Origin of the sequence: Bdellovibrio sp. HCB-162, assembly GCF_047344985.1 — a bacterium.
Taxonomy (GTDB): domain Bacteria; phylum Bdellovibrionota; class Bdellovibrionia; order Bdellovibrionales; family Bdellovibrionaceae; genus Bdellovibrio.
Map to the genome: position 1 here is coordinate 2,555,160 of NZ_CP178861.1, position 18,964 is coordinate 2,574,123.

Genomic DNA, 18,964 nt, shown 5'->3' on the forward strand with positions numbered 1-18,964 from the left:
AATGAGCGATCAAAAAGAAAAATTCCACGAATACGACGGCATTATCGAACATGACAATCCTCTTCCAACGTGGTGGCTGTGGTCCTTTTTCATCACGATTATTTTTTCGTTTATGTACTTTATCCACTACCAGCTTGGCGGCGGTGGACTCACATTAACGGAAGAACTCAAGGAAGCCATGGCCGAGTTGGAAAAATCCAAAGCCACAGCGGCCTCCTCTTCTCCGATGGAAACAGAAGATTCTTTAAAGGAAGCTTTTGGTAAAGACGGTGTTGTCGCTTTGGGCGCATCGGAATTCACAGCAAAATGTGCTTCTTGTCACGGTCAGGAATTGCAAGGTCTTATTGGTCCTAATCTAACGGATAAATACTGGCTGCATGGCAAAGGCACGCGCATGGACGTCGTCAAAGTCATCCGCGAAGGTGTGCCTGAAAAAGGAATGCCGCCTTGGGGACCTGTTTTGAAAAAAGACGAGATTTATGCGGTGGCAGCATTTATTCTTTCTAAAAAAGGTTCTAACCCAGCCGGAGCTAAAGAACCTCAAGGAGATCCTGTCGAATGAGCTCGCTAGACCCCAGCAAACTGACCAGCGTTGATGAACACGGTGACCGTGTCGGAATTATTCCTGCCGAAGTGCGTGGGTTTTTCCGTCGTCACCGGACATGGACGCAATTGGTTTTGCTGGTTGTGTTTTTGGCGCTACCTTGGACAAAAGTAGGCGGCCACCAAACAATACTCCTGAACATTCCTCAAAGAGAGTTCGCTCTTTTTGGGGTCTTGTTTAAAGCTCACGATGCGCCTTTATTATTTTTTATTTTCGGCACATTGGCTTTGGGTTTAGCTTTTGTTACATCCATCTGGGGACGCGTGTGGTGTGGATGGGCGTGCCCGCAGACAGTTTTTATTGATGCTGTTTTCCGTCGTATTGAACAATGGACGGAAGGAAGTTACATCAAACGTCGCGCCCTTCGCGATGGTCCGATGACTTTTGAAAAAGTTCGTAAGACCGGATTGAAATGGATTTTATTTGTCATTGTGTCCTCGCTGATCGCGCATAGTTTTATGGCGTATTTCGTGGGTGCAGCGGATCTGATTGAAATGATCCAGAATGATCCTTCAAAAAATCTGACTTATTTTTTACTGGTGACTTTCTTTACGGCCGCAACCCTGTTTGATTTCGGTTGGTTCCGTGAACAGTTCTGCGTGATCATGTGTCCTTACGGACGCATTCAATCTGTTTTGCTCGATCAAAAATCCATGGCCGTTGTCTATGACGTGCAACGTGGGGAACCTCGCAAAGGCCAAGCCCCTCCGGGAAAAACAGCGGGTGATTGCGTGTCATGCAATCGCTGCGTGCAGGTTTGTCCGACAGGGATTGATATTCGTAACGGTCTGCAAATGGAATGCATTGCTTGCACCGCTTGTATTGATGCTTGTGATGAAATCATGGAAAAAGTGAAAAAGCCTAAAGGGCTTATTCGTTATGACACCTTGGATGGCAGTCCGATTTCCTTGATGAAACCGCGATCAATTATTTATATTGTTGCGATTGTAAGTTTAATTTTAGGTTTGGGATATGCGGTCGCAACCCGAGAGTCTGCGCACTTTACTATTTTGCGTGGAGCCGGACTTCCTTATTCTTATGTGAAAAACTCCCGCGGGGAAGAAGTGATCCTAAATCAGTTCCGCGTCCACATTCAAAACCAAGGTAAGGAGACGGCTCGTTATGAACTCAGTCTTCCGGCCGAGTTTTTAAAACAAGATGTCGAATTCAGTGTCGCAGAAAATCCTTTAACACTGGCTTCGGGTGAATCTAGGGAATGGTATTTCTTTGTTAGAATCGTGCCTTCGCTTTTTGATGCTAGTGGAAAAATAAAAACGCAATTGCAGATTCGCGATTTGAATAATGAAAAGTTTCAGTCTCAGCGCGAATTAATTTTGGTGGGCCCCAAACAATGACCCCGACTCTTTTGCTTGCATTAGGAATTCTTTCTTCCAGTTTCTTCGGGAGCTGGCACTGCGCTGGAATGTGCGGGCCTATTGCAAGCATGATGAGCGCGAAAAAAAGTTTACTGAGTTATCACTTGGGACGACTTATTTCTTACACAGCCTTAGGCGTCGTCTCTGGCGCCTTGGGACAGTTTTTCCTAAACAGTGACTTTGTGGTCTTACGCTGGATTTCGAGCGTTCTCTTAGCGGCTCTGCTTTGTCTTTCTGGCTTCGCTTTGATCTTTCCTCAACTTGGAGCGCGTCTAAAGAAAAATCCATGGCGTCTTCAGGTCTTTCAGATAGGCCGTTCAGGTTGGGCCGTGGGACTTCTTACGGTGTTTTTACCTTGCGGCTGGCTTTACACTTATGCGATGGCAGCGATTGCAACAAGAAGTCCGTGGGCCGGTGGATTGACTTTGTTTTTGTTCTGGCTGGGCGGACTTCCCACCCTAAGTGCAGTTCCCATGATGGTTCGAAAGACCATTCAATCCGCTGGACTTCGTCAACAACGAATCGCCGGGGTTGTGCTCTTGATTTCAGGACTATACTCCATTGGCAGTTTTATGTTTTTGCATTGAATCCCCCGAGGCTTTATTGAAAAATAAAGTCTATGAAAAACATTTTAATCACTTCCGCAGCACTTTTTATTTTATCAACATCGGCATTGGCCCAAGAGGCTTCCTCTGAAACGAAGGAAACTCAAGCGCCAGAAACGGCAGCGGCCGCAGTTCCAGCGCCCACAACTCCCGATCATCAAGAACAACCGCGCGAATGGCCACGCAGCCTTTGGGGTGTTTATGGTGGCCTTGGTCTTCCTCATGGATTGAGTGGCGGTCTTGAGTATTTAGATCAATCTCGCACCTGGGCCGTTTCTGTTGATGTCGGGGCTTTTTCTTATAAACCAAAAGATGAAGCGAATGATAAAGAAGAAGTTTCTCTGGGAAGCTTTGGTCTTGAGGGACGCTATCATCCTTTCACAGGTTCTTTCTTCTTTGGTGGCGTGATCGGAACACAAGTCGTGAAAGCGAAGAAGACAGCAACCTATGTTGGTGAAACCGTGTCTCCGGAAGTGAAGGTCGGCAACACTTACCTTACTCCTAAAATCGGCTGGTTCTGGCAGTTTAATTCAGGTCTTAATTTCGGCGTTGAATTAGGTGCACAGATTCCCCTTTCAACAAAAGTGGACATCGATGACGGAACAACAAACCCTCTGGTGTTGAATGATCCTGACTATATTAAAAACAAGGACGACGTGAAAGACACAGCAGAAAAACTTGGCAAAATGGTTTTGCCTCACGCTTTGGTTCGTCTTGGTTACGCATTCTAAAAAATATAAAAATTCAATTTAAGAAAAAGGAGAGCCGTAAGCTCTCCTTTTTTTTTCAAGTTTCAACCTTGCAATCCAATTCTTCACTTTAGTAGGTACTCCTTTGTTAACGGACATCTAAACCAGGATTGTCATCTGTTTTTCTTGTTCTCTTTGATTTTCGGGGATTAGCCTAAATTCAAGAATAAAAAAATATCTGGCCGATATCGAAGACTGGTATTTGCCAGCACAAAGGAGACGTTATGACATCGCGAACAAAGCAGTATGTTGCAGCCGTGGCTCTTGCGATCGCCATTGCCGGATGCGCCGGTAAACCACCTCAATATCAAACTATTTCTTCCAGCGCCAACCCTACAACCGAAATAGAGCGCACCGAAGAAATGTTGAGAGATGCGCAGGGCCGTCAAGTGGACGTTCTTTCTCCAAAAAACTTTGCTGACGCACGAAAAGCTTTAGAGAAAGCAAAAGACAAAAAAGAAAAAGGCAAATCCAATGAAGATATCTTGGAACAAGTTTCTTACTCACGCGGTTGGTTGAATGAAGCCAATGCCAAAGCGGAAATCGCGGAAACGTCCATGAAAGATATCACCGATGCTCGTGCAGGAGCTTTACGCGCCGGGGCCCCTAGCCTTTATCCTAAAGAATGGAAAAAAGCAGGCGACGAACTTGAAGACATCACAGCCGCTATTGAAAAAGGAAACTTAAGTCCTTCAGAGAAAAAAGGAAACGATTTAACAGCCCGTTATCGCGACTTAGAGACCATGTCGGTGACAAAAGCAAATCTGGGAATTGCTGATGAAAATATTAAATCCGCTAAAAAGGACAAGGCAGATAAAAATGCGCCGAAGTCCTGGGATCTCGCTGTCATGAAATACAACAATGCGGAAAAAATGATTAAAGCAGATCCGCGTAACACCGAAGCCATCCGTCGCGCGTCTGAAGATGCCACTCGTGAATCCGTGCATCTTCTTGACGTCACTCGCCGCGTGAATGCAGGCAACACGGAAGATCTGGTTCTAATGGCGGACCGCCAACAGCGCACGATTTCAAGCCTCCGCAATGAATACTCTTCAACCGAAAAGGAACTGCAGGAATCCCAATCGCAATTAAGTGAAGCGGAAAAACAAAAGCAAGAGTTGGCTAAAAAACAAGAGGCGCTTGAAAAAATACAAACTCTCAACCAAACTGCAGCGGACCTCCGCAAACAGTTTAAGCCGAACGAAGCAGAGGTTTACACGGATAATGGCAAGTTGATGATTCGCCTCAGAGGTTTGCAGTTTGCAAGCAACCAAGCGACCTTGGGACCTAAGAATCAAGCCCTCTTAAAAAAAGTTGAAACGGCTCTGAATGATGTTGATGCATCTCACGTCCGAATCGAAGGTCACACCGACGCAACGGGAAATCCTGATCGCAACACTGTTCTTTCAGAAGAAAGAGCGAAAGCAGTGGAAAACTTCCTCGTTAAAAACGGAGCTATCCCCGAAGATCGTGTGGATGCTGTCGGCATGGGGTCTGATAAACCTATCAGCGACAATAACACACAAAGAGGTCGCGCAGAAAATCGCCGTATCGATCTTGTGATCGAAACGGAATAAGGAGGTGCCCTATGGCAACACACCTTCCAGGTCATAAATGGACCGAGTTAAAACGGGAGCTCATGGAAAAATGGCATGAGCTCACCGAACATGACCTTGAGCGAACCCGAGGCAATGCTCAGTCTATTGTCGACCTATTGGAAAAAAAGGTGGGTATGGCCATTGAAGATGCCAGCGAGAAATTTGCAGAGATCGCATCTCATTACCATCTCTATGATGAACCCGAAGAAAAACCCACAAAAGTTTCTGAGGAAAAAAAAGAGAAGGTTTTGGAACTCAAGCCAAAAAAACCGGCCAATCGGGATCGAAAACCGAAAGACGATTTTAGAGCTTAGAGTTGGATAGTCCTGCTCACCTCGAAGAGTCCCGCATTTAAGCGGGATTCTTTTTTCTGACAACAGAGACAAACGAGCAAGGCATTGAATCAACAATGACAGGCTTTCCGTCTTGTTTCTCTGTCACTTCCAACACGTCATAGCCTAAATAATGCTGGCGAACGAAAATCATGCGTCCGCCTTCTTTAAGCTGCGTAAATAATTTTTCAGGAAACTCCGTCGAGCCTGCTGTAAAAATCAGGCGATCATAGGGGGCTTCCGCTTCATACCCCTCAAAGCCATCTCCTTCAATCGCGAGCACATTGTTCACCGAAAAAGATTTTAAAGTCTGCTTGGCTCTTTCCGCCATCTCCGGAATAACTTCCACAGAAACAACTTTGCCAGTGGGTCCAACAATAAAAGCCATGAGTGCCGTATTCCACGCGCTGCCCGTTCCAAGCTCAAAAACTTTTTGTCCTTCCTCTAATTTTAAAAGATCTAAAATTTTAAGAACAAAACTGGGTTGAGAAATCGTCGAAACAAAGGGACCTTTCGCGTACAAAGGCAAGGCTTGATCAGAGTAAGCTTCTTCGATGGTGTATTCAGGAATAAAGAGATGACGCGGATGATGGTAATAGGCTTCCACCACTTTCTCAGAGAGAGGAAGTGCCCGTTGTAGCACATACTTCTGATAAAGCTCTATTTGCGACGCCATGATTAAGCTTGCAAGCTTTTTTCCCTAACGGCAAGCTTGTATCATGACACTGACTCAACTTGAATACATTCTTGCCGTTGTTGATACAGGAAGCTTTAGCCAAGCCGCACGCCAATGCCACGTGACTCAGCCGACTCTGAGTATGCAAATCCAAAAGTTGGAAGACGAATTGGGTGTGGTGATTTTTGATCGTACGAAACAGCCGATCAAACCGACTTCCATAGGTGAAGAAATTCTACAACAAGCACGTCTGGTCGTGAAGGGCTCTCAACATCTTAAAGAAATCGTAGATGATGCAAAAGGTTCCCTGAAAGGAGAACTGCGAATCGGAATTATTCCTACGTTAGCTCCTTATCTTTTGCCACTCTTTTTAAAAAAGATGAAAGACGTTTACAAAAATCTTCATTTAACCTTTGAAGAACTTCAAACCGAAACGATGGTTGAAAAAATTCGCAGTCACAATTTGGATTTGGGCATTGTTGTTACTCCCATTGATGATTTAAATATCGCAAGCCATGTTTTATTTTACGAACCGTTTATGGCGTATTTCGCCAAAGGACATCCGCTTTTAAATAAGAAATCTATTGATGAAAAAGATCTCTCTGTGGACGACGTTTTACTTTTGAACGAAGGTCACTGCTTTCGCGAGCAAAGCCTTTCGCTTTGTCGCAATAAAAAACAGATCGTGTCAGCAGACAAAACTTTTACATTTGAAAGTGGCAGCTTAGAGACTCTTAAAAAACTGGTCGATCAGGGCGAAAACTTCACCCTGCTTCCTTGGCTTGCAACCTTTGATGTGCAGGATAAAAAGCGCCTTCGTGCCTTTTCGGATCCCGTTCCTACCCGAGAGGTCAGTTTGATACATGGTCCTCACTTTCAAAGAAAAGCCCTGCTCAAGGCCCTAGTTGAAAACATAAAGAAAAACCTGCCAGAAGGTCTTAGTTCTTCTCGCAATAAAAACCAAATGAAGGTGGATAATCCTTTAGGCCATATCAAATAGTTTTCATTTATGGTTAAACGACATATATAGATTTTGTCTATATAGCTCATAGAAAAAGAGAACTGTTCATCCTCCGCCCCTCCTCTTATCCTGTATCTAGGCAAGAGGAGGTATCTTTATGAGATCTACAGCACATGCTTCAAAAGAAACAGTTCGTGAAAACAGAAACCTAAGTCCCGTTAAATCCGAAGAGGCTGACACATCGGCCGTTGTTGAAACACTGAAAAAAACTTTAGGGGATGTTTACATCCTTCAATTAAAAACACAAAACTGCCACTGGAACGTGGAAGGTCCCTTGTTCTTTTCATTGCACAAACTTTTTGAAGAGCAATACAAAGAACTTGCGGAGTTTGTTGATCGCACAGCTGAAGTTTTGCGCGCGCTCAAAGTCCGCGCACCGGGTTCTTTTAAAGAGTTCAAAGAACTTTCTTCTTTACAAGAAGTTCCAGTTGAAAAATTAAATAGCACTCAAATCATTGAGATGCTCAGTCAAGATCACACCAATGTGGCGATCGCGTTAAGACCTCGTCTTGAGGCTGCCGAAGAAGCTGAGGAAACCAGTGCCGTTGTCCTGTACGAGGATTTAATCAGCTTTCATGAAAAAGCCGCGTGGATGATCCGAAGCCATAGATCCTAATTAGAAAGGATATTTTATGGGTAGTGCGTGGATGGGATTATTAGCAGGATTGATTACAGGTCTTTCAACCATGATTGGTGCTCTTCCGATTTTAAAGAAAGAGTCTAAAGGTTGGAATCCTTGGCGCAGCTTGAATCTCGATTTTGCAATTGGGATGATGCTTGCCGCCGCTGCTTTTAATCTTATCGGTCCTGCCTATACTAATTCCAAATCGGGCGCCTTCGGGGTTTCTCTTGCCCTGGCGCTTGGCGTGGTGTCGATTTATGGGCTCAGTCATCTGATCCATAGTTTTTCTCCCTCCGAGTGGTCGCTTCATCGCCGTGCTTGGTTATTTGTGACGGCCATGATGCTGCACAATCTTCCCGAAGGTCTCGCATCGGGAGCTGCGCTAAGTGCCGACTCTTTATCGCAAGCAAATGGCTGGACGGTTGTGGGCGCCATCGTCTTTCAAAACTTTCCAGAGGGTTTAGCCACAGCCGCCGCATTTCTATCTATAGGTCTTTCACGTAAAGCCGCTTTGTATGGCGCCTGCCTTACTGGCGTGATGGAAATTTTAGGGGGCGCTTTGGGAGGAATTTTTGCCTCCTTAACTTCAGCGACATTGCCTTACATCTTAGCGTTCGCCGGTGGTGCCATGATCAGTGTCACTTTGGAAGAAATCTTTGCGAAACTTAAAGAAACGAAGATGAGATATCTTGTGCAGAAAGAGTTCTTAATGGGAGCCCTTTCCGTGGTCGTTATGAACTGGATTATCACATAGACATAAGGCACCTTAGCATTTACGCTTAAGAAATGACATTAACATCACTACAAACTTTGGCACTGGCAGCGTTGGTTGTTTACTTTGGACGTTTTCTAAAAAAGAAAATCCACTTTATCGATAAATACAACTTACCCTCCCCTGTTATCGGCGGATTTATTCTGGCTTTTGTTTTAGCGATTTTAAAAAGCCATGGTCTTTTCGAGTTGAAATTTACAAAAGCTTTTGAAGAAACTTTGATGATCGCCTTTTTTGCGTCCATCGGTTATTCCGCTTCTTTAAAACTTCTTAAAGAAGGCGGCAGAACTGTTGTCTTCTTTTTAATTCTCACAGTGGGCGGTCTTCTTTTACAAATTCTTGCCGGCATTGGTGCTGCCAAACTCATGGGTCTTCCTCCCTTAATGGGAGTTCTCACAGGAGCGGTCTCTTTAACCGGAGGCCCCGGAACAGCTCTTGCCTTTGGACCTTCATTTCAAGCAGCCGGTGTTGAAGGAGCTTCTGCTATCGGACTGACAACCGCGATGGGTGGAATTCTTTTAGGCGGTCTTATTGGAACTCCGTTAGCGACGTATTTGATTCATAAAAGAAAATTAAAAGACCACGCTCAAGCTTTGCCTCTTGAACACGAACAACCGCATTCACTTAAAGCTCGCCCTGGATTTGATCTTCTTTATCATTTCTTAGGATTCGCGTTGATCATGGGAATTGGAACCACTTTAAGTTCGTGGATCAATGATCAAGGCATTACGCTGCCCATTTATATTGGCTCAATGGTTATCGCCGCAGTTTTTAGAAACGTGGAAGATGTGCGCCCTGTTTTCAAACTCAATGCCGATTGGGTTGAAGAGATTGGCTCTGTGGCTCTGACACTTTTTATTGCGACGGCTATTATGACATTGCGTTTAGATGAGCTTAAAAACGCCGCTTTACCGATTTTAATTTTCCTGGCACTGCAAGCTGTTCTGGTTATTATCACCGCACTGGGCCCCGCTTTTTGGGTTGCAGGGCGCGATTATGAAGGAGCCATTATCAGTGCAGGTTATGTTGGTTTTATGATGGGAACTTCTGCGAACGCCATGGCTAATATGTCATCGCTTTCGCAAAAGTACGGACCAGCTCCTAAAGCGTTCTTAGTGGTTCCTCTAGTTGGGTCTTGTTTTATTGATTTTATCAATGCTGCTTTTGTGACGTTTTGTTTGAACTATTTCACGTAACACTAGACGACAAGCTCAATAATTGCGCGGAAACCGTGATTCCCTGCCATAGCTCCGATGATATTTCTAAGAGATGTGATGTTTTTTCCTTGAGATCCGATAAGCTTCCCTCTGAATTCCTGAGGGAGCGAGACATTGTAAATCGTCGTCTTGTCACCTGTCGCATATGTTACATGCACTTCGAGACAAGAGGTCATTTCCACAATCACACTTTGCAAGACGCCAGCAAGGCGGTCTCTAATTTCCGTTTCCTGATTAACAACTTCCGCTAACACACGAGCCTCCGATGACTCCATTGTGTAAGAAAATTTGAAACTTGAGCAACCCTCCATTACAGCGTCTAGCCTACAATGTGTTCCACCAATATGACAGAACACAGAACAGAGAACACTTCTGAAGAGACACCGTCGATGTTAAAATAGGTTAACCGAAGCGACAGAGTCTCGTGTCTATGATTGGCGGACAAGATGTCCCGACCAAAAAGAGAAGGAATACTCGATGTTAAAAAAATTAAACACGCTTCTATTAGTCCTCCTGCTCGCGGCCTGCCAAGCTCAGGACACCGCCTTAAAATCTGTTCCCACAGAAGGTTCTGAGACTATCGACGAAAAAGTGATTTATGGTTCGGATGATCGTAAAGATGTTTATGAAGTGACTTCTTCGTTACAAAAACGCTTGGCCGAATCCACGGTTGCGCTCATTAAGGCCAGCTCAATACAAACCGGAGCAAACACGTCGCGAATTGTTTCCAAGACTTTTAAGGAAACGTATGGTTTGTGTTCCTCGGAACGTTTCGGGGAACAGGAAAATGCGGCGTTTTGCTCGGGTTCTCTTGTTGCTCCTGACATCATCGCCACCGCGGGACACTGTGTCCGTTCAGCCAGCGATTGCGCTTCAACGAAGTTTGTCTTCGGTTACGCGGTGAAAGTAAAAGGTGTTTTGCCGCGAGAGATTGCCAACTCCGAAATCTACTCTTGTGCTGAAGTGATTCATACAGAGGTTCTTGCCAGTGGTTCTGACTTTGCGCTTGTCCGTTTAAATCGTCCTGTCACCAATCATGCTGTTCTTAAAATTCGTCAAAGAGGAGCCATAAAAGTCGGTGATCCTTTGGTCGTCATTGGACATCCCGTTGGCCTACCCACCAAGGTTGCTGCCGGTGCGAAGGTTCGTAGCGCGCAACCAGATCAGTATTTTGTTGCCAACTTAGATACCTACGGAGGCAACTCAGGCTCTGCCGTCTTTAACTCTAAGACCGGTGTTGTTGAAGGAATCTTAGTCCGCGGTGACGATGATTTTGAGCACCATGGATCTTGCACCGTCTCACATCGTTGTAAGGACACAGAATGCCGCGGTGAAGATGTCACACGAATAACAAGAATTCTTCCGTATCTTTTTTAACACTCGCTCGATAATCTCTCCTTATGACAGAAAAATCCAACTGGCAAAAACTGGATGCGATTGAAATTTTAAAACTCAAACCTCTTCAACAATTGGAAATCAATCGCACGAAAATCGCTTTGATTTATAAAGACAGTGAGTTCACCGCGATCTCTGGAATCTGCAATCACGCAGGAGGACCCTTGGGAGACGGTCGTCTTGAAGGCGACTATGTCGTTTGCCCCTGGCACTACTACAAGTTTCACACCAAAACAGGACAGGGTGAGCCCGGCTTTGAGCAGGACCGTGTGCCAAGTTATCCAGTGAAAGAAGAAGACGGCGCGCTTTGGATTGATCGTGCCGCAGGTACGTCTCGTCACAAATCGCATCATGCTTCTCACCCCCTGACTCGTCAGCTAGGACGAGCACCGGGACCTTTGCGCATCGTTGGAATTTCAACGACGGTGATGGATACTAAAAATCCGCGTGTCTCTACTTCGGAATTATTATTAGAAGAAGCTTTGAAATACGGGGCGACATTAGGATATGAAACGCGTTTAGAAAAAATCCGTGAGTTGCAGTTCCGGCATTGCGAAGGATTTTATTCGAAAAGCTCGCATGCGTGCACATGGCCTTGCTCTATCACGCAAATGGATCCGAATGATCAGCTCGATCGAATATACGAAGATATTATTTATTGGGCCGATGTGATGTTGATTGCAACACCGATCCGTTGGGGTTCTGCAAGTTCTTTGTACTATAAAATGGCCGAACGCTTTAACTGCATCCAAAATCAAATCACTCTTCGCAACAACCAGCTTATTCGCGATAAGGTTGCAGGGTTTATCATCACCGGTGGTCAAGACAATGTGCAATCTGTGGCGGGTCATCTCATGGGATTTTTTGCGGAGCTAGGATTTCATTTGCCGCCATTTCCTTTTATTGCGCACTCTTTGGGGTGGAGCATGGAAAACATGGAGCACAATGTTCGTTACGTGCAAAAGAGTCACGCGTTGGTTGATGCCGCGAAAGAGCTGTTAGATCGGTGTGCGGATTTATCAGGAGCCTTGATTGAAGCCAGTTCACCTTATAAAATCGTTCACCGTGCGGGCCGCAAAGCTTACGACGCGGAAAAGCACCACGAAAAGTAGTTTTTAAATTAATAGCACTCCTCGCTTATCCCCAGAAAAAAGTCTTGTTCCTCATGCGAAAACGCTTCAGCTTGAGATTTTTTGTTAGGCTGAATTTTCGAGGAGAATCGCATGCAAAAAATTTTGTTAATGATTGTCGTGAGCTTTTCTTGTCTGACCGCGTGCTCACGACTGGATATTGCCTACAATTGGGCTGACACCTTTATTGCTTCTAAAGTCGACGATTATTTTGATATTTCTTCCAAGCAAAGCAAGGCGCTAAAAAAATCGCTGCAACAAGATTTCGAAAAAATGAAAACCGCTGTTCTTCCTGATTGGATCAACAATGCCAAAGAACTTGAACAGGACATTGCTCAAAACAAATTAAATGAAAATAAGATCTCCAGCGTATTTTCGTTAGTAATGAGAAATGTCGAGCATTTCACTTCTTATTTTACCGATACAGCCGTGAACTTTATTTCTTCAACAGATCCTCAGCAACTGGCTTACTTCTCAAAAGCCTTTCATGAAAAGAATGAAGAGGATTTAAAGAAATTCCGTGATACGAAAAGGTATCAACGAGAGTACAAAGAAAAATATTACAAGTACTTTAATATGTTTTTAGGTTCACTGACTGATTCGCAAAAGTTGTTGATTGAAAAGCATATTCAAAACTCCCCATTCCCCTTGGAGCTGAAGATCAAAAACAAGGAATGGGTTTTTCAGAAGTTCACCAAAGAGTGTAAAACTCCGGAAAGCATGAAAGCTTTTGTCCGGGATTTTTATGCGCATCCTGAATCCTATAATGACCCTGCTTACCAGGCGGCCTTTAAGAATTATCAAAAAGACCTACAAGGTCTGGTGGTGAAAATACTTTTAAGCCTTAACTCTGAACAGAAGAAAGAACTTCTTCAGAACCTTCAAGAAAAGGTCGCTCAGCTAGAAAAGATTCGCCGACGCTCGTAATCGTCTCGTTTTAAAACACTGTTTCCGTTATTTTTTCTCTTTAATCTTCCGAAAAGAACCGTGATGAAAATCTTTGCGGTTCTTTTTATTTTTGTGCTTTCATCAGCAAGTTTTGCAAAGGACGATTTAAAGTCCTTTGCTACAGGTTTGGATAAAACCCTTCGCCATTTGAACCGCTCTGACTCCCGTCCTTGTGATGCCGAAAATTTGACGCCGTCGTCAGCCCGTTTAGTCAATTACAAGGGAACTCCGGCAACCGTAATGTCTGAAGAAGATGCGCAGGCTTTATTTACGGAACTTAAAAACAAAAAAGACATTCCGTATGATTTTTCCTTGGCCGGTTGCGAACAGCGGGCTCATGAAATGTCGCGCTTGATGTTATTAAAGGGCATCACGCCGCTTAAAGGATTTGCTTCGGTAGATGAAAACAAACCTCCTCGTTTGGAAATTCCTCATCCCAAGAAAAAGAATGAGCGCATTCGTTGGAAGTATCACGTTGCACCAGTTGTTCTTATTGAAAAAAATGGTGAGCTTATTCCTTTCACGATTGATCCTTCGATGGAAGCGAAAGCTGTTCCCACTTCTCAATGGGTGGGAGATATGTCTAAGCACAACAAAGCCATGAAAGTAAAATTGCAGTTCACTCCGGCGAACCAGTACGATGTCGACGGCCGTTTGCGCGTAGATCCTCGTGATAAAGAATTCACTCAATCCAATCAAGAGTCCTTGCGCGAATTTAAAAAGTATAGCGAAGATCCTCATGGCGAAGAAGAGTGGATGTTCCAGCAACAATTGATGGAAGATAAATTAAACTCCATGCCCGGTTACTAGTTTCTTGTCCTTTGACATTCGTGACAATGCCTTAACGTAGACATTTTTTCTTTAAGGTTTCCCCCAATAGGATGATAGTTAAACCTAGAGATGTTTTAGGGAGACGAACGTGCGGATTCTCCATTATTTGTCAGGCATCCTTCTAATTTTAGCAATTGCCCTTCTGACGCATGTCACAGAAGGTACTGTATACTATCTGCCGAATCCGGCGTCTTTGCTTGTTTTAGCCGTCATTTTTAATTGTTTCTATGGAGGCATCGGTCCAGGACTTTTCACAAGTGTCATGGCTTGGCTTTACCTCGCTTACTTTCTCTCTGATAACGGAACCTTTGACGATGAAAGCACTCGACGGTTAATTATGTGGATCGTGTCCTTTCCCGCGATTGCGACCGTCGCGGGTCTTCTTAAAAGACGGTCCGAGGCCCATTTTCTAAAAGAAATCGAAGAACGGAATTTACGCGAAAAACTTCTCCGCGAAAGTGAAGAGCGCACTCGAGCCATTATCAACTCTGCGCATGATTCTTTTATCGCTATTGATACAGACAGCCACATTCGGGAATGGAATCCTCAAGCAGAGAGAACTTTTGGGTGGACGCGTGAAGAAGTTTTGGGAAAGTCTATTGCGGAAGTTGTCATTCCTGAAAAATACCGAGAAGCGCATTACGAGGGACTGCGTCGTTATCTGGCGTCTGGCGAAGGACCTATTTTAAATAACCGCATCGAAGTGCCTGCCATACACAAAGACGGTCACGAAGTGATTGTGGAACTTACTGTCTATCCAATTCAGCAAAAAGACTTCGTGATATTTGGAGCTTTTCTTCACGACATCACGAAAAGAAAAAAAGCAGAGCAATTGAGTCTTATTCAGTATTCGGTGACCCGTATTTTAACTGACCGACATAATTTAGTAGAGGCCATCCCGCCATTCCTTAAAGCAGTAGGCTCAGGACTCAATTGGCCCGTCACTGAACTTTGGCTTGTTGACAAAGAGCGGAAATTTTTAAGCTGCGTAGGGATTTGGTCTTTATCTTCAGAGCTAGAGGAAAATTTTAAAGCGGCAAATGCTTCGGTTAAAGTTTCCCGTGAGGAAGGTATGGTCGGCACTGTCTCCACAATCACCACTTCTTTATGGATATCCGTCCCAGGACGCAATATGCCACGGGCAGAGTTTTTAAAACAAAATGGAATTCAGACAATTTTGTATTGCCCGATTTACGAAGGTACGGAGCTTATTGGAACTTTGTTAGTGCATCATACAAGTGCATTGCCGTCTGAAGTGCAGGTTTTAGATCTTATGAATGATATCGGAAAACGACTAGGATTATTCGTTTTACGTCGTTGGGCTGAAAACAAACTCACTCAGCTTTCAAAAGATCTTGAAGTGAAAGTCCAAGAACGAACGGAAGAGTTGGAAAATCTTAACAAACAGCTTTCTCAAGAAGTGACCGAAAAACAGATATTGTATGAACAGGCACAAACTGCCAATCGTTTAAAAGATGAATTTTTAGCGACGATTTCTCACGAACTGCGCACGCCGATGAATGTGATCTTGGGCCACAGTGAAATGCTTCATGATGAGGACTTAACGGAAAATGAAAAACGAAAATCCATCGAAGCGATTTATCGGAACACCAAAGCTCAAATGCACATTGTGAGTGACATTCTGGATGTTTCTCGTTTTATCACAGGTAAAGTGCAAATAAATATGGAAGTGGTTGATATGGCGGATATTATCTCTTTGTCAGTGGAATCTATTTTGCCTGCGGCGAGTGCCAAAAACATCGAGGTCATTGAAAATATAGGAACTGACATTGGACCTGTCGCAGGCGACCCTACTCGTTTGCAACAAGTTCTTTGGAATTTACTTTCTAATGCGGTGAAGTTCACTCCTCGTCACGGAAAGATTTATGTTTCCTTAACAAAAGCCGAATCCAACGCGCAGATCACTGTACGGGACACTGGAAAAGGAATTGATCCCAGCTTTCTTCCATATGTGTTTGAACGCTTTCGTCAAGAAGATGCCACTACAACAAGGAAATATGGCGGTTTAGGATTGGGCCTTGCTATCACTCGCAGTATTGTTGAAGCCCATGGCGGAAATATCCAGGCGGCCAGCGAAGGAAAAGGCAAAGGGGCCACGTTTACGGTGATTTTACCAATGACGTCTTTAAAAAATCGTCCCACACCCAAAGATGATCACGAAGTGTCTGCCGGGAAGACGCCTCTTAAAAACTTAAATATCTTAATTGTGGATGATCAAGCCGACGCGCAAATTTTGGTAGGCACGCTTTTAAAGAAAGCCGGTGCGAAAATTTATACAGCGTCCTCCGTTGCTGAAGCCTTTAAGTCTTTAATCAAGAACCGTCCTGATGTTGTGATCACGGATATCGGCATGCCCGAGCAGGACGGTTATGATTTGATTCACATGATTCGCAAGCTTCCTCCTGAAATGGGAGGACGGACGATTGTCATTGCCCTAACGGCTTACGCTCATGGCGAGGATCATGATCGGGCTCTGCAAGCAGGTTTTCAGGAACATCTTGCGAAACCTGTGGAAGGAAGACAGCTTGTGAAAACTATTTGCAAGCTTACGGGTCGTTATAAACCGACGCACTAAGCTTCTTCCTGATTGCGCATATGATCGGCAAGTCTTAAAAGAGAATGCAAAAGTTCTGATCTAAGTGGCTCTGCGATTTTTAAATCGTCAAAAGCTTGAACCATGCAAATCATCCACTGATCGCGTTCGGATTTTCTGATTTCAAAGGGCATGTGCCTCGCACGCAGTCTTGGATGACCGTAGCGTTGTTCAAAAAGCCCCGGGCCGCCAAGCCAGCCTGATAAGAACATAAAAAGTTTTTCTTCAGAGCCTCTTAAGTTTTCGGGATGCATATCGCGCAGAGGTTTTACCTCTGGCAAGGTGTCCATGATTTCGTAAAAACGTTTTGTGAGATTTCTTAAGACCGGTTCCCCGCCAAGAAGTTCGTAGGGCGTTTGTTGTTTTTGATCCACTTAGTGTTTCTCTTCCAAATAACTAAAGTAAGCTTTGCAATAATCTGTTTCGGATTGCACACGGTTAAAGCGCACAGACTTATCCATCTTGCGAGCGCTGCAACGACTGAGAGCCGGCCAGATCAATCCCGTCGGACGAGCTTTGATAACGTCAGCCAATTCTTGCTTGCAATCCCCGATAGCTTTATCCCAGATTGTTTTGCATAAGTCAGGTTCAAGTTTGTAGCAGGCGCCTTGCGGCGATCGTGAACCACAGGGTTCTTTGGCGAGATCCTCTTCAATCATCTTTGGAGTCACCACCGCTGTCATAATGTAGATGAGAAAGATAATGACCGCTCCCGTTCCGATCCCCATGTCCCAATAAAGCGGACTGCGCGTTAAGCGCCAGATCGGACGAACGATGATAAAAAGAAGGCCTACCACTAGAACCACACTGGATATAACTGTGCCTACCATAAGCTTATTATAAAATGTCTGTTTGCAATTGAAAGACAAATATTAGGGGTCGGTAGGATCGAGGCGTCGGGGTGTCAATTAGTTTTACTTTTTATTCAACTTTCTTGGGTCTAAGGTTAAAGTTTATCCATGTTTTCGGAGGAGGTTTCGCCCGTGTTTTCCAAGAATCTTAAAAGCGGTTACGTGATTAAAGAGGTTTCTCAAGAAGAACTTTGGAAAGCCTTGGATGAACATTTCGAGCAAGCCTTTAGTAACCGCACCGACGCAAAACCTCAGTGGACGATTGATGATTCTTCAAAGGCGAAAATCAAAGAGCGTCAGCAGAGCATGGTTCGTTACCAGCTTCGTTTTGTGGTTTACTCTGGAAATGAAGTCGTTGGGTGGCACTATGGATATTCGACGGATGCTGAAACGTACTATATGCAAAACTCGGCTGTGCTTTTGAAGTATCGCAATCAAGGTGTCTATGCTGAACTTTTGACGGCGGTTTTAGAAAAGCTCCACGCCGATGGATTTCAAGTTATTACCAGCACTCACCATCCGAACAATGCAGCGGTTCTTATTCCGAAATTGAAAAAAGGTTTTGTGATTAGCTCGATGCTTCTGCATGAGCGTTTTCGTTTATTGGTGGAGCTTAAATATTTCTTTGATTCGGAACGCCGTAAGGCTTTCGACAAACAGATGGGATTAGAGCTTACCCCTTAAACTCTTCCCATGTTGTCAGACCGTATTTCTTTCTTTGGCTTTTGTAGTAGATCGCCATAGAGATTCCGAAGAGTGTTCCTGCGAAAACTGCAGCGGCTATTTGCATCGTAACTGGCATATTGTGACGACGCCAAGAAACAAAGTGCATGGCAAGTCCCCACCCGACTGCGAAGTTGATGCCTAAGGATAAAGCGATTTGCCACATCTTGCAGAAAATGATCGGCGGAACGTTTTGTCCCATGCTGATGAACATCACTGTCGGTGTTGTGGTATAAGCTCGGGGCATTTTCTTTTCTTGCGCATAGGCTTTAAAGATCGTGACTTTTTGTTCATGCGTGAGTGGTGACATGATTTTTCCTACTCGTTGTACTTTCTGTTAGAGCCTTTGGCCTTTTCCACCGGATACTTTTCAGCGTTCTTCTGCATTTTATTTTGCAACGCCTCAGCAAGATCAATGGAGTTCATCTGCGCAAATCTTAGAACAAAGAAAAAGACATCAGCAAGCTCTTCAGAAACTTTTTGCCGGAACTCCGCCGTTTTCATCTTTTCCTGAACTTCAGCATCGGATTTAAAACGGAAAAGTTCGAGCAACTCGTTGGCCTCAGTGGACATGCCGATGGCAAGATCTTTCGGTGGGTGGAACTGGTCCCAATCGCGGGCTTCGCAGAAGGATTTGATGAGCGCTGTGAGGGTTTGCATATCTGTCATGAGTTGAGGATATGCTTTTTTTCTGAATTCTACAAGGTCACCTCGTCGAGGCTTAAAGCCTCGGAGGTTCGTTATTCCAAATGAGATAAGCAGGAAATAACTGTTGAGTTTTCAAGATCGTTCAGTGAGTTACCGAAGATTTTTTCTTTTAGAGATGAAATCAGTTTCATCATGGAAGCCTCCTTTTTTTGTTATTGCTTCATACGGAGTATAATAACAAAAAGTTGAGGA

22 protein-coding genes are annotated in these 18,964 nt (G+C 44.4%); 16 read left to right on the forward strand and 6 right to left on the reverse strand.

All coding sequences use genetic code 11. From position 1 onward, the window contains the following. Position 1: 1 nt before the first annotated feature. The 6 genes from ACLSSO_RS12410 to ACLSSO_RS12435 all read left to right on the forward strand — a co-directional run bounded on the left by ACLSSO_RS12410 (position 2) and on the right by ACLSSO_RS12435 (position 5,246). On the forward strand, positions 2–562 hold the full coding sequence (locus tag ACLSSO_RS12410; protein WP_295899723.1) for a cbb3-type cytochrome c oxidase N-terminal domain-containing protein: 561 nt from the start codon (positions 2–4) through the stop codon (positions 560–562). Beyond that, a complete protein-coding gene (gene ccoG / locus ACLSSO_RS12415; RefSeq protein ID WP_413942993.1) occupies positions 559–1,959 on the forward strand; it encodes a cytochrome c oxidase accessory protein CcoG in 1,401 nt (466 codons plus the stop codon). The genes ACLSSO_RS12410 and ccoG overlap by 4 nt, the downstream gene beginning before the upstream one ends. After that, positions 1,956–2,567 carry a sulfite exporter TauE/SafE family protein gene (locus ACLSSO_RS12420; protein WP_295899717.1) on the forward strand — a complete coding sequence of 204 codons (612 nt, stop codon included), beginning with the start codon at positions 1,956–1,958 and terminating at the stop codon, positions 2,565–2,567. The genes ccoG and ACLSSO_RS12420 overlap by 4 nt, the downstream gene beginning before the upstream one ends. 32 nt (positions 2,568–2,599) lie before the next feature. Beyond that, positions 2,600–3,316 carry a hypothetical protein gene (locus tag ACLSSO_RS12425; RefSeq protein ID WP_413942994.1) on the forward strand — a complete coding sequence of 239 codons (717 nt, stop codon included), beginning with the start codon at positions 2,600–2,602 and terminating at the stop codon, positions 3,314–3,316. Positions 3,317–3,558: 242 nt separating this feature from the next. Then, positions 3,559–4,911, forward strand: coding sequence for an OmpA family protein (locus ACLSSO_RS12430; RefSeq protein ID WP_413942995.1), 1,353 nt, complete (start codon positions 3,559–3,561; stop codon positions 4,909–4,911). An 11-nt stretch (positions 4,912–4,922) separates the two neighbouring features. Further along, the gene (locus tag ACLSSO_RS12435; protein ID WP_295899708.1) at positions 4,923–5,246 is read left to right on the forward strand and encodes a transcriptional regulator; all 324 of its coding nucleotides are present in this window, start codon (positions 4,923–4,925) and stop codon (positions 5,244–5,246) included. Positions 5,247–5,283: 37 nt separating this feature from the next. On the opposite strand, the gene pcm is transcribed toward ACLSSO_RS12435, so the two are convergent. After that, a complete protein-coding gene (gene pcm, locus ACLSSO_RS12440; protein WP_413942996.1) occupies positions 5,284–5,940 on the reverse strand; it encodes a protein-L-isoaspartate O-methyltransferase in 657 nt (218 codons plus the stop codon). Positions 5,941–5,983: 43 nt separating this feature from the next. On the opposite strand from pcm, the gene ACLSSO_RS12445 reads away from it, so the two are divergent. The 4 genes from ACLSSO_RS12445 to gltS all read left to right on the forward strand — a co-directional run bounded on the left by ACLSSO_RS12445 (position 5,984) and on the right by gltS (position 9,551). Next, a complete protein-coding gene (locus tag ACLSSO_RS12445; RefSeq protein ID WP_413942997.1) occupies positions 5,984–6,940 on the forward strand; it encodes a hydrogen peroxide-inducible genes activator in 957 nt (318 codons plus the stop codon). Between the two features lie 118 nt (positions 6,941–7,058). Beyond that, positions 7,059–7,577, forward strand: a complete 519-nt coding sequence (locus ACLSSO_RS12450) for a Dps family protein (protein ID WP_295899699.1) — start codon at positions 7,059–7,061, stop codon at positions 7,575–7,577. 16 nt (positions 7,578–7,593) lie between these two features. After that, positions 7,594–8,337, forward strand: coding sequence for a ZIP family metal transporter (locus ACLSSO_RS12455; RefSeq protein WP_295899698.1), 744 nt, complete (start codon positions 7,594–7,596; stop codon positions 8,335–8,337). A 32-nt stretch (positions 8,338–8,369) separates the two neighbouring features. Continuing rightward, a complete protein-coding gene (gene gltS, locus ACLSSO_RS12460; protein ID WP_295899695.1) occupies positions 8,370–9,551 on the forward strand; it encodes a sodium/glutamate symporter in 1,182 nt (393 codons plus the stop codon). 2 nt (positions 9,552–9,553) lie between these two features. On the opposite strand, the gene ACLSSO_RS12465 is transcribed toward gltS, so the two are convergent. Further along, complete coding sequence (locus ACLSSO_RS12465; protein WP_295899692.1) at positions 9,554–9,826, reverse strand: KH domain-containing protein; 273 nt, start codon at positions 9,824–9,826, stop codon at positions 9,554–9,556. A 223-nt stretch (positions 9,827–10,049) separates the two neighbouring features. On the opposite strand from ACLSSO_RS12465, the gene ACLSSO_RS12470 reads away from it, so the two are divergent. The 5 genes from ACLSSO_RS12470 (at position 10,050) to ACLSSO_RS12490 (ending at position 16,472) form a co-directional block, all read left to right on the forward strand. Next, entirely contained in the window at positions 10,050–10,949 is a 900-nt protein-coding gene (locus ACLSSO_RS12470) for a trypsin-like serine peptidase (RefSeq protein ID WP_413942998.1), read from the forward strand. A 23-nt stretch (positions 10,950–10,972) separates the two neighbouring features. Next, complete coding sequence (locus tag ACLSSO_RS12475) at positions 10,973–12,079, forward strand: Rieske 2Fe-2S domain-containing protein (RefSeq protein ID WP_413942999.1); 1,107 nt, start codon at positions 10,973–10,975, stop codon at positions 12,077–12,079. A 111-nt stretch (positions 12,080–12,190) separates the two neighbouring features. After that, positions 12,191–13,024: a DUF6279 family lipoprotein gene (locus tag ACLSSO_RS12480; protein WP_413943000.1), complete on the forward strand. Its 834-nt coding sequence runs from the start codon at positions 12,191–12,193 to the stop codon at positions 13,022–13,024. 63 nt (positions 13,025–13,087) lie between these two features. Next, positions 13,088–13,855 carry a protein-glutamine glutaminase family protein gene (locus ACLSSO_RS12485; RefSeq protein WP_413943001.1) on the forward strand — a complete coding sequence of 256 codons (768 nt, stop codon included), beginning with the start codon at positions 13,088–13,090 and terminating at the stop codon, positions 13,853–13,855. A gap of 109 nt (positions 13,856–13,964) precedes the next feature. After that, positions 13,965–16,472 carry an ATP-binding protein gene (locus tag ACLSSO_RS12490; RefSeq protein ID WP_413943002.1) on the forward strand — a complete coding sequence of 836 codons (2,508 nt, stop codon included), beginning with the start codon at positions 13,965–13,967 and terminating at the stop codon, positions 16,470–16,472. Here the strand turns inward: ACLSSO_RS12490 and ACLSSO_RS12495 are convergent. Further along, on the reverse strand, positions 16,469–16,864 hold the full coding sequence (locus ACLSSO_RS12495) for a group II truncated hemoglobin (RefSeq protein ID WP_413943003.1): 396 nt from the start codon (positions 16,862–16,864) through the stop codon (positions 16,469–16,471). The genes ACLSSO_RS12490 and ACLSSO_RS12495 overlap by 4 nt on opposite strands. Then, entirely contained in the window at positions 16,865–17,320 is a 456-nt protein-coding gene (locus tag ACLSSO_RS12500) for a hypothetical protein (protein ID WP_413943004.1), read from the reverse strand. 153 nt (positions 17,321–17,473) lie between these two features. Here ACLSSO_RS12500 and ACLSSO_RS12505 point away from each other — a divergent pair, with 153 nt between their 5' ends. Continuing rightward, positions 17,474–18,025, forward strand: a complete 552-nt coding sequence (locus ACLSSO_RS12505; protein WP_413943005.1) for a GNAT family N-acetyltransferase — start codon at positions 17,474–17,476, stop codon at positions 18,023–18,025. Here the strand turns inward: ACLSSO_RS12505 and ACLSSO_RS12510 are convergent. Both ACLSSO_RS12510 and ACLSSO_RS12515 read right to left on the reverse strand, forming a co-directional pair. Next, positions 18,015–18,374, reverse strand: a complete 360-nt coding sequence (locus ACLSSO_RS12510; RefSeq protein ID WP_413943006.1) for a DUF6404 family protein — start codon at positions 18,372–18,374, stop codon at positions 18,015–18,017. The genes ACLSSO_RS12505 and ACLSSO_RS12510 overlap by 11 nt on opposite strands. Before the next feature lie 8 nt (positions 18,375–18,382). Beyond that, complete coding sequence (locus ACLSSO_RS12515; RefSeq protein WP_413943007.1) at positions 18,383–18,733, reverse strand: nucleotide pyrophosphohydrolase; 351 nt, start codon at positions 18,731–18,733, stop codon at positions 18,383–18,385. Positions 18,734–18,964: the final 231 nt, after the last annotated feature.